The organism is uncultured Sunxiuqinia sp., from assembly GCF_963974515.1.
Taxonomy (GTDB): domain Bacteria; phylum Bacteroidota; class Bacteroidia; order Bacteroidales; family Prolixibacteraceae; genus Sunxiuqinia.
On record NZ_CAXBDD010000115.1, the window covers coordinates 1 to 10,854 of the forward strand.

The window sequence follows — 10,854 nt, forward strand, 5'->3', positions numbered from 1 at the left end:
ACACTCAAATATTACTCTACATCATTATTGCTACTATGCTATTCACAATGCCCCTACAGCAACACTACAACAGTATTACAACTAACTGCATATCACTTGTTTAACATTTTTTAACGATTAGAAACGTATACATCAAACAAAAACATGCTTTACAGCATGATTCAAATACTTGTGATGAAGGTGCTTAAATTGGTATCGCGGTCCAGACCCAATTTTTTACGCAGGCGGTAGCGGCTGATTTCAACCCCACGTGAAGATATGTTTTGCAGGGTGGCTATTTCTTTAGTAGAAATATTCATTTTTATATAGGCACAAAGCTTTTGCTCGCGTGGGGTTAATGCTGGAAAACGATCCGCGAGGCGTTTAAAAAAGTCTTCATGTACTTCGTCAAAATAGGTTTCAAAGAGCTCCTTCTGCTTTTCATTGTCAAATTCTTTATCAATTCGATTGATAATTAAGCTGATCTTCGATTTTGCAGTACTATCGTCAACCAAGCTCTGAAGGCTTTTAAGCTCATTTTTCAACTTGCCCATAAACTTGTTTTTCTGAACCAAGTGCATGGTTTGATTAGCCAACTCTTTATCCAAATGAATCATCTTACCCCGCAATTGCTCGTTCCGGAGTTTAATAATTTCTTTTTCCGACACCAGCACTTCACGCTGGTATTGGTGGACCCGTTTCCGGTGTTCCTGCAGGTTCTTAAGCCGTTCCTTGCGCTTCGAAATCCGCATGCGATAATATACCCACCAAACCAGGATCGCAACTAGGATGAATACGGCAAGCGTGTACGCAAGCAAAGCCACAACTGAACGATACCAGGGCGGGTCAATATAGAATGAAAAGCTGGCTACTTCGCTTTCGTTTTGGAAGGGGTCACGGGCTTTCACCTTAAAAACATAGTCACCTTCGCGCAAATTCATAAATTCGGTCGTCGATTCCGCTGACCATTCCGACCATTCGGTGTTGTAGTTCTCCAAGTAATAACTGAATTTGATCTTGCCCAAACTTTTATAGTCAGAGCTGGAATAGACAAATCTCAGATTATTTCCCTGATACTTGAAGGTCAAGGAATCTTCCGACAGGGTCTCGTTCATGTAATTGGGATAAAAATCCCTTCCATCCTGAAGGTTAACCACCTCACGGATGTGAACATGCAGGGGTAAAGTGCTCTTTGTCTGGTAGCTTGGTGAATAGTGTGCTAGTCCGTCTTCAAGCGAGATAAACGTATTTTGTATGTCAACCACGTGCACATGCTGAAACCCAGAAATCAGCCGACCCGAAAGCTTCTCGAATGGAGCTACTACTTTCGTAAAGGTCCCATCCTCCAGATACCGAATGACTCCTGGTACATTTCCCGCGGCAAACCAAAGATTATTATATTGATCCTCATAGATATAGTCAATGTCATTCTGGTTTTCAAAAATGGCGTTGTAAACCTCTGATCGCTCAAAGCGGTTGATCTCAGGCTTATAAACATAAATTCCATCAGGCGTGGTATAAACAATATCCGCTCCAATGGTTGTCAGGTTGATGTAGATATCAGAGGGTAATCCATCATTCGAATTAAAATAATCGTAGTGAACCACGCTGTCCAATTCCTCGTTCAGGCGGATTCGAAAGACCCCTTTATACCCATGGCTCATCCACACATCGCCTGACTCATCCTGTGCCATGAGCTTGGAGGATTCCTGAAACCCTTTCACAGGACCAACAAGTTCCCAGGACATTTCGTCTGCTGTTTTTCTAAACAAAGTCAACCCACTGTAATTCCCACCCAACAGATGCTCTTCGTCTTGTATCAACTCAATAAATGTCCAGGCTCCGCTAACCTCCGATATCAACTCAACTTCTTCCTCTACAACGACATAGGCTCCATTGTCATGCCCACACAAAACAACATCATCGTAAACACCCAGCGACCATACCTGTCCAACGGTGTTTGGAATGAGCCGAAACCCTTTGGCGTCAACAGTCACTTGTTCGGGCCAGTCTTTTACAAACAAGCCGTGATTGGTGCCCACATACAACTTCCCCTTGTGAACAAGCGAAGTATAAGTTGCCCCCAAGCCCTCTGGGTCAAACATAAAAGTAAACGGTGAACCAATATCAATGTAATCTATGCCATTATCCAAACCCAGCCAAAGGTTGTCATCCCGATCGGTACCAATACTCAGAACGGTATTGTTTTGCAGTCCTTTTTTCTTGTTGATGTGTTGAATGATATTGCCCGCTTCATCGGTTATCAGAATGCCGTTTTGAATGGTTCCAAACGCATAGTAAGCCTCTTGAAACTTAGCAGCTGAAAAGATTTGATTCTCAACTAAGAAATCATTTCCCACACCTTCCCAGGCCGTTAACTGTTCTCCATCATAAACAAATACACCATGATTTGCCGTTCCGATTAAAACCCGATTGCTATATAGCGGCAAAACGGCCCATACTTCTTTATCCGTCAAAGCTTCCACCCCCCGGAGCTCAAAAAAATGGCCATGACGATACTCCAGAAGTCCTCCTTTTTCGTCCTGAACCCACAAATGGCCGTTCACATAAAACGAGAATTTCAGTTTATTCTTTAGCGGAATACTGGAGATCTGGTTGTTGCGATAAATAAACAAGTGGGTGTATGACTGAAACACCACACCAAAGTCGGTGAGATGAATTCGCCAGATCTCCTCAAAGTTACGGTCCTCCATCGACACCAAATCAACGAGCGAGCGGTATTGAAGCCGTCCTTTTTCATCGGGTTCGAGATAGCCAAAACCATTTTGCTGCCCCACGAAAATCCGGCCTTTTTCATCGATTCTAACCGAACGAACAATGGATTGATTCGGCAGGTTATATAGCCGCCAGTGGTTGCCATCAAACTCGAGCAGGCCGTTGTTGTTGGCAAAATACATGAGGTTTTCGCTACTACCGGCGATCTGCCAGTTTTGAGCACTGCCCTGGTATTCCTGTTTTGGAAAATTCTTAATATCGGGTACGCCAACATTCTTCAGCTGACCAACCACCAAGGAAGGGACAACAAGCAGAGCAATGAGACAAACATATCGGACCCGGTTCAAGCGCATGAAGCAAATATAGTTAAAAACGATTTTTTTGCGATGATATCTTTCAAAATCATTCCAGAGCAGTATTTTTGCCAAAACCCTTTGAATTAAATACGATGAAAACCGGACTTATTGGTGCCATGCGGGAAGAGATTCTTCTGCTGAAAGAAGACATTCAGAATTTGAAAACCGAGCGTCTTGGTTCCCGAGAGTTTCACTCGGGCACCATCAACAAGCACGAGCTGGTGATGTGTCTTTCGGGCTGGGGGAAAGTGGCTGCCGCCTCCACCGCCACCACGCTCATCAATCATTACCAGGTTGACCAACTGGTTTTCATTGGGCTGGCCGGTTCGGTTCAGCCTCACCTCAACATTGGCGATATTGTGGTGGCCAACCAACTCATTCAACATGATGTGGACTTGTCTAGACTGGATGGTTTTCCTACTGTGGAATCGCCCTTCTGGAAGACCTTTGAGTTTGACGTTTTTCCGGATTCGGGGAAAAACGCCATCCAAGCGGTTGATAAATTCCTTCTCAATTTGAGAAAAGGCGACTATCCTAACATCCACCCCGGCTACAGTCCAACGGTTCACGTGGGAGCCATTGGTACCGGAGACCAGTTTATTGCATCGAAAGAAGGGAAAGTACGCATTAATGAGCGTTTTCCGCAAGTGCTATGCACTGAGATGGAGGGTGCGGCCATTGCCCAGATTGGAGCCGACTATCAGGTTCCATGCACCGTCATTCGGGTGATCTCGGACAAAGCGGATGAGGACGCACACGACTCCTTTGCCAAATTTTTATTCGAAGACATCAGTCACATCTCTGTCGAGCTGGCAAAATTAATTCTCTCTTGAAGCGCAATGAAAATTCGCTTGAATTAATCATCCGTTTTTCAATCTATGGCACAGGATTTGTTTATAACAAATCAGCCACAAAACAACATATATTCCGCCACCGAGTGGAAACAATTAAACAGAGAGCATTAGTTTAGTAAGACCAGAAAAAAAATCTCCAAAGTAACGTACTTTGGAGATTTTATTTTTTAAGGATTTTGGGCTAAAGCCCGGCTAGAAATTATCGCGGCGATCCTGAAGGGTCAGGTTATTGACTGATGCGATCCGCACAGTTGGCTGAAGAAAGCTAATGAAATCCGTCAATAACTCCCGGATTTACAGGAGGATAGAGCACAACATAAAACAACCGGGCTTTAGCCCAAATTAATCAATAACATAACCCTAAAATGCGGAATCCAGCGTTTGTATCTTAAGGACTTCCGCTAATTTTTCTGCCGAAAGCTTTGTTTTCAATGAAACCCTGACCGTTTTACCTGGCAATAAATCAAAATAGTTATCCGAGAAAAAGCCGTTTTCATCACCAATGGTCATGAACAGGTTCTTGGCCAGCTGATCGCTTTTTAGCACAATCTGAAAACCCTCGTCCGCTGATTCAATCTGGTAGTTCACTTCAGGAGTAGGCAATTTCATTTCCTTGACCGGTCTAAAATAGAACACATTATCAGCAATCACTGTCCCGTTTTCTACAACTTCAGCAACCAGCACCTGCCGATAACTGTCTTTTTCGCGAAGAAAATCATATCGGTTCACATCGAAATAAGAAGCGCTTGAATTTGCCGGAATATCTGCCAAAACGGATTTCTCCCACACAACCTGACCACCAAAATCAACCATCCTCAAATTCAGTTGCCCACCAATTTTCCGAAGTTCATCATTCACTATGCCAATTTTCAAGAAGTTCCCATCAATGTATGGAGAAACCAAAACGGGTTCAAAACCCTTTTTCACGTAGTACTGCAAAGCTTTCCAACGCTGGTAATAATCAGTGGAACTCCACGAAGCCACCGGCCACACATCGTTAATTTGCCAGTACAAACTTCCCATGCAGTATGGCATCGCCCGCCGATGTCCTTCCACCGCAAATTTGATCCCTTCGGCCTGCAGCACATGGTTGACATACAAGAACGATTCAAAGTCCTTGGGTTGTTGATAATCCTGCAACATGTAGTATTCAATGGTTTTGTTGCCGATTGATGATCGCTGGTGCGAATTCATCACTTCCGAAACAATGTCATAATCTTCGGGCTCGGCGTATTGCTTCACACTCTTAAACTCGGGGAATGACTGGAAGCCGTATTCGCTCATAAAACGCGCAATATGAGTCGCATAATTCTGAAAAGGCTCTTTCCCCCACCATACGCCCCAGTAATGCTCGTCGCCATTCACTAAATCGGCCGGAACACCCATTCCCGACGACGGGCTCGACGCCCAATAGGAACGAGAAGGATCGAGCTCAGAAACGACTTCGGGCAGTACCTTGTGGAAAATATCCTGGTACGATTTCCAGATCTTGTCAGCATTTTCCTGGCTCTTGGCTTCTTCGGCGTTTTTCCAACCCCAACCATACCAAGCCGCTAAAATCTCATTATTCCCACACCACAAGGCAATACTGGGGTGGTTCCGCAAGCGCTTCACATTGTCAATCGCTTCTTCCTTCACGTTGTTTAAAAACGCTTTATCTCCAGGAAACATAGCACAGGCAAACATGAAATCCTGCCAAACCAGGATGCCGGCTTCATCGCACAAATCGTAAAAAATATCGTTTTCATAAATACCACCTCCCCACACACGCAACATGTTCATGTTCGATTCTTTGGTCGTTTCAATCACCCGGCGGTATTTTTCGTCGGTTACCCGTGCGGGAAAAACATCGTTGGGAATGTAGTTGGCTCCTTTCATAAACACCGGAACACCATTTAGTTTGAAGTAGAATGAAGTTCCCGCTTCATCTTTTTCGCGCACCAACTCCAGTGTGCGAATCCCGATCCGGTCTTCCTTTTGGATGGTCCCGCCGTCAACTGTCAGTTTGGCTGTAACCGTGTAAAGCGGCTGCTCTCCCAGTCCATTGGTCCACCACAGTTTCGGGTTTTTAATCTCGAAATCAATCGCATAGGTCTGCGCTCCTTTTTCAAGCTTGATTTCGCTGGAGTTCACCGTTTGGCCATCCACTTCAACTCGGTAGCTTGCCGGAAGATCACTTTCAGCTTCAACCTCCAGAATTGCTGAAAATCTGGCCACATCATCCTGCACTTCGCGTTGAACGATTTGCAGATTTTCGATGCGGGCCTCGTCCCAGGCTTTGAGGTACACCGGACGCCAGATTCCGCTAGGCACCAAACGCGGGCCCCAGTCCCATCCGAAATGATAGCCGGCTTTCCGTGTGTAAACGCTCACCTTTTTACCACCCTCAACCTCGCCAATAACCGCTAAATCATTGTCAGAGACCGGAATTTCATACGGGTGGGCATCATACTTTTTCAATCCTTCCTTAATTGGCGACAAAAAGGTGATTCGAAGTGTGTTCTCGCCGGCCTTCAGGTGCGGCTTGATATCCACCAGGTATTCGCGGAACATGTTGTCGGTGGTAATCACATGCTGGTCGTTGACAAACACCTGTGCATAGGTATCCAGCCCTTTAAAGTCGAGCGCCACCCGGTCTCGGTTCAACCAATCGTTGGCTACCGAAAAGGTAGTTTGATAATCCCAGTCCAGTTTGTCGATCCATTGCAGATCATGCTCATTCAGTCGATAAAATGGATCTTCAATCTTCCCGTTGGCCAATAAATCCGTATGCACACATCCGGGAACACCTGCAGTCAGCCATTCATTTTTGCCGTGTTCAGAGAACTGCCAGCCTTCATTCAATTCAGTGGTAGTCATTAATATCGTTTCTTTGGGTTGACAAGCCAATAGCAGCGAGCCTACCAGGATAAGCGTTAAATAGATTTGTCGTTTCATTTATGGACTGATTAATTTGTGAGCTCAAATTTGATCATTGGAAGCCAGAATTACAAACAAAAAATCCGAAGGAAAATTGCCTTCGGATTTTAAAATTATTTGTTCGTTCATACTTTCGGTAAAGCCCACGGACTCCGGTAAGTTGGAACCAGGTATTTGTTGGCCTCTTCATCATCAATGAACAAGCTTTTCTCAGCGTCCCAATACAGACGACGCCCGGTTTTCAGGGCGATGTTTCCCAAATGCGCCACTCGGGCCGTGTTGGCAGCAATGTCGATGCTACAGTTTAGGTCGCGACGCCGGTTCCGAACCCCGTCCAGAAAGTCGGCCATATGTAATTCCAGCCCCTTTCCGGTTCCTTTTTGAAGCTCAACACGCTCCACCAGGTCTTGGTCATTCTTGCGTTCCGGAATCACTTCCCATCCATCTCTGTCAACCACCAGCGTTCCGTTGTTTCCTACAAAACCAACCCCGTGATTACGACCAAAGTGTCCGCCGTTAATGCCCGTTCCGTGATCCCAAAGCATGGTGAAACCATCAAACTCGTAGAGCGCCTGCAAGCTGTCGGGTGTTTCTGCAGCGTCATCCGGGTAGGCATATTTGCCACCCATCGCCATCACCGACTTGGGAGCTTTTGCTTGCATTCCAAATAAACCGTAATCGATGATGTGAACCCCCCAGTCGGTCATCAAACCACCTGCGTAATCCCAAAACCAGCGGAAGTTAAAGTGAAATCGATTGGGATTAAACGCACGTTCAGGTGCCGGCCCCAGCCAAAAATCGTAATCAACACCTTCAGGAGCGGTACCATCTGGTTTTACAGGCACCGGTTCCATCCAGCCCTGGTAGGCCCAGGTGCGTACCGTGCGGATCTTGCCCAGTTTCCCTGAGGCTACATAGTCAACCGCATCGCGCCAATGCGGATCACTGCGCTGCCATTGTCCTACTTGAACCACCGTTTTATACTTGTTGGCAGCCGCTTCCATGAGGTTAATTTCTTCGATGGAATTACCCAATGGCTTTTCGCAGTAGATATCTTTCCCTGCCTCGCAAGCCTCAACAAATGGCAGACAATGCCAATGGTCGGGTGTTCCGATGATCACTACATCCACCTCAGGATCTTCAATCACCTGGCGGTAATCGTTGTAAGCTCTTGGTTTTTTACCCTGCAACTTTTCGGTATCTGTAATCCGCGCATCCAGTACGCGCTGATCGACGTCACAAATGGCCACACACTCGGTATTGGGCTGCCCCAGGAAAGCCCTTAAATCGGCAAAACCCATACCTTTAGCTCCAATCAGTCCGCAGCGAATCACTTTGTCGGGGGAACAGGCACTCATGGCGGCCGGTATGGTGGCGGCCAAACCCACAGCCGCTGTTGCCGCTGTGGTACTTTTAATAAAAGATCGTCTTGTTGTCATTCTATAATTTAGTTGGTAAAAGGCTATTCTTTTTGCATCGCGTCATCAAAAGCGATATCCGAAGGGGCAAAATCGCTATATCGAACAAATTCGCACGATTCAGCAGCTCCGGCCTCACGGTCCATACCGCTGTCTTCCCATTCAACGGAAAGCGGTCCGTTGTATTTGATCGTATTTAAGGCGCGAATAATATTTTCAAAATCGATTTTTCCTCGTCCTATGCTTCTGAAATCCCAATAACGCCGATGATCGCCAAAAGGCACATGTCCCCCAAACACACCAACCGTCGTTGGCACATCGCTCCAGTGAACATCTTTCATGTGCACATGGAAAATGCGGTCGGCAAAGTCGTAGATGAAACGGACGTAATCGACATGCTGGTAGCCAAGATGGCTGGGATCGTAATTGAAACCAAATGCCGGATGGTAATCCAGCGCTTCCAAGGCCCGCTTGGCCGATTCAATATCGAAAGCGATTTCGGTTGGATGCACTTCCAAAGCAAACTTCACACCCATTTTCTGGTATTCATCCAGAATGGGCTTCCAGCGCTTTGCAAAGTCCTCAAAACCCTTGTCAATCATGGATTGTGGCAGCGGAGGAAACGCGTAGAGCAAATGCCAAATCGAACTGCCGGTAAATCCGACGACGGTATCTAACCCGAGTTGTTTCGCTACTTTGCCGGTTTGGATCATTTCCTGGGCAGCACGCTGCCGGACACCTTCCGGGTCGCCATCGCCCCATACATGAGGGGGCAAAATATTCTTATGCCGCTCGTCAATGTTGTCGCAAACACATTGCCCTACCAGGTGATTGGAGATAGCAAAGAGTTGCAAGTCGTATTTTTTCAGCAATGCCTTTCGTTCGTCGCAATAGGCCTGGTCGGCTTGATCAACCTCCATATGATCGCCCCAACAACAGAGTTCTAAACCGTCGTAGCCAAAATCTTTGGCTTTCTGGCATATCGTCTCAATTGGCAAATCGGCCCATTGTCCTGTAAATAGTGTTACTGGTCTACTCATAATATCATCTTTTTAGATTGTCCACTTACGTACCTGTGTGTTCTGTCATAGCTATCAATTATTGTCAACTGATAACCATCCACTCACTCCCCAAACTTCACCCATTTCACCGAGTCGTTGTAGCCGGCTTCGACAACGGTGTCAATAAATCGCATGCCGCGGATCCCGTCTTCAATACCCGGAAAGTCGAGCATGGCGTCAGTGGGTTGTTCACCATTCATTTTAGCACGAACCGTCAATGAAAAGTTCCGGTAAATGTTGGCAAAAGCTTCCAGATAACCTTCGGGATGACCGCCGGGGGTGCGGGTGTTGTGTTGGGCTACATCGCCCATTTGCCCAGTTCCAACGCGCACCATCTCGGTGGGTCGATCGGTCCATTTCAGCCAAAGGGTGTTGGGCTCCATCTGGCTCCACTCCAGGCCGCCTTTTTCGCCATACATCCGAATTTTCAATGCATTCTCTTCGCCAGCAGCGATTTGTGTGGCAACCAGCACCCCGCGCGCACCATTGTCAAAGCGCAGAAAAGCGGCTCCATCGTCATCCAACATGCGACCGGGGACAAACACATTCAGCTCGGCACACAATTCGGTCACTTTTAAACCGGAGATGTACTCAGCCAAATGATGCGCATGTGTACCGATATCGCCCATGCAGCCTGCCTTTCCAGACCGTTTAGGATCGGTACGCCAACTGGCTTGCTGATTACCGGTATCTTCCAATTTCGAAGCGAGCCACCCCTGCGGATACTCCACAAAAATCCGCCGGATCTTACCAAAATCACCCCGTGCAACACGAGCGCGGGCATCTTTCACAGCCGGATAGCCCGAGTAAGTATGGGTCAGGGCCAAGGTAAGTCCCGTTTCGTCCAATTTCTTTTGAAGCCGCAAGGCCTCGTCCAGCGTGAACGTGATGGGTTTGTCGATCACTACATGAAAGCCATTGCTTAAGGCCATCATGGCCGGGTCGAAATGCACAAAGTTGGGGGTGACGATCGTCACAAAGTCCATGCGCTCGCCTTCCGGAAGCCGGGCTTCCTGTTCAAACATTTCCTGGTAGGTTTTATAAATGCGATTATCAGGCAAGAAATACGACTGCCCGGAAGACAAGGAAACTTCCGGATTAACGCTAAAACAGCCGCAGACCAATTCGATCTGATTATCCATAAAGGCGGCAAGGCGGTGAATAGCACCAATGAAAGCATCTGATCCTCCACCAACCATTCCCATTCGAAGTTTACGATTCATAGTAATTGGTTTATGAGATTTAGTAATTCCCAAATGTATAAAACTTCTGTTGAAGAAGGAAAAAACAGACCAGAATAGTATCGAAAAAAAGCAAAATGAATATCTACAAGATGAGCCCGTGTGATCAAAAAAGTCATTCAATTGTCACTGGGTAGTCATGACGTTGTTTTAAAACAATCAATGAACAGAAAATGACCATAAATGACAATCATTGACAGCCTCGACAAAGCAAATAGATCCTTAGTTAAGGTGATTTCCTTTTCTACATTCTCTGAGAAAGAATTGCCCCCTACTTTCACCCTATTTCG

Annotated in this window: 6 protein-coding genes; 1 reads left to right on the forward strand and 5 read right to left on the reverse strand. The window is 46.4% G+C overall.

Features of this window, described 5'->3' with window-relative positions; genetic code table 11:
- Positions 1 to 161: 161 nt before the first annotated feature.
- A complete protein-coding gene (locus tag AAC033_RS16665) occupies positions 162 to 3,068 on the reverse strand; it encodes a triple tyrosine motif-containing protein (protein WP_339740200.1) in 2,907 nt (968 codons plus the stop codon).
- A gap of 95 nt (positions 3,069 to 3,163) precedes the next feature.
- On the opposite strand from AAC033_RS16665, the gene AAC033_RS16670 reads away from it, so the two are divergent.
- Entirely contained in the window at positions 3,164 to 3,904 is a 741-nt protein-coding gene (locus tag AAC033_RS16670) for a 5'-methylthioadenosine/adenosylhomocysteine nucleosidase (protein ID WP_339740202.1), read from the forward strand.
- Between the two features lie 381 nt (positions 3,905 to 4,285).
- On the opposite strand, the gene AAC033_RS16675 is transcribed toward AAC033_RS16670, so the two are convergent.
- From AAC033_RS16675 to AAC033_RS16690, 4 genes are all read right to left on the reverse strand, one after another.
- Positions 4,286 to 6,862: a glycoside hydrolase family 2 protein gene (locus AAC033_RS16675; RefSeq protein WP_339740204.1), complete on the reverse strand. Its 2,577-nt coding sequence runs from the start codon at positions 6,860 to 6,862 to the stop codon at positions 4,286 to 4,288.
- Between the two features lie 107 nt (positions 6,863 to 6,969).
- On the reverse strand, positions 6,970 to 8,283 hold the full coding sequence (locus AAC033_RS16680) for a Gfo/Idh/MocA family oxidoreductase (RefSeq protein ID WP_339740206.1): 1,314 nt from the start codon (positions 8,281 to 8,283) through the stop codon (positions 6,970 to 6,972).
- A gap of 23 nt (positions 8,284 to 8,306) precedes the next feature.
- Complete coding sequence (locus tag AAC033_RS16685) at positions 8,307 to 9,302, reverse strand: sugar phosphate isomerase/epimerase family protein (RefSeq protein WP_339740208.1); 996 nt, start codon at positions 9,300 to 9,302, stop codon at positions 8,307 to 8,309.
- Positions 9,303 to 9,385: 83 nt separating this feature from the next.
- Positions 9,386 to 10,546 carry a Gfo/Idh/MocA family oxidoreductase gene (locus AAC033_RS16690; RefSeq protein WP_339740210.1) on the reverse strand — a complete coding sequence of 387 codons (1,161 nt, stop codon included), beginning with the start codon at positions 10,544 to 10,546 and terminating at the stop codon, positions 9,386 to 9,388.
- Between the last annotated feature and the right edge of the window lie 308 nt (positions 10,547 to 10,854).